The 722-nt window shown below is 63.7% G+C and carries 1 protein-coding gene; it reads right to left on the reverse strand.

Annotated elements, in window-relative coordinates; all coding sequences use genetic code 11:
* A partial coding sequence (locus JP75_RS24640; protein ID WP_035087837.1) for an insulinase family protein occupies nt 1-722 on the reverse strand: 722 nt, incomplete at both ends.

Here is a 722-nt window from a genome sequence, read left to right on the forward strand (position 1 = left end):
CGAGCGTGTTGAGCGAAGCTTCGATCTGCTTGGGGTCGATGCCGTTGTCGGCAAGGGCCTTGAGGTTGTCGAGGATCATCGGCTCGACCTTGGCAAGGTCGGCATCGGCAATGCCCTTGAGCCCGAAGGTGGCAAAGGGCTGGAGGTAATCGTCGGAGAACCCGCCGCCGGCAAAGCTCTCGCCCAGGCCGGAATCGGTCATGGCCTTGCGCAGCGGCGCGGCGGGCGTGCCGACGAGCACCATTTCGAGCACGTCGAGCGCGAGGCGCGCCTTGGGATCGACGATCTCGTCGAGCATCCAGTTGACCGTGACCATGCCGGTACGCTTGCCCGGTTCAGGTTCACCCGAGGCATAGGTGCGCTCGACGCGGCGCGGCTCGGCAAAGCGCTTCTGCGGGGAGACCTGCGAGGTCACCGGCGCCTTGTCGAACTCGGAGAACACGGCGTCCAGAATGTTCAGCCGCTCCTCCGGATCGTCGTCCCCATAGAAGAAGGCGCGGGTATTGGAGGGGTGGTAGAAGCGCTCGTGGAAGGCCTTGAAGTCCTGGTAGGTGAGATCGGGAATGGCCTTAGGATCGCCGCCGGAGCTCACGCCATAGGTGTTGTCCGGATAGATCGAGCGCTGCGAGACATCGCGCAGCACGGATTCGGGCGAGGAATAGACGCCCTTCATCTCGTTGAAGACGACGCCCTTGTAGATGAGCGGAGCGTTGCCGCCATCC

Source organism: Devosia riboflavina (assembly GCF_000743575.1).
Lineage (GTDB): Bacteria > Pseudomonadota > Alphaproteobacteria > Rhizobiales > Devosiaceae > Devosia > Devosia riboflavina.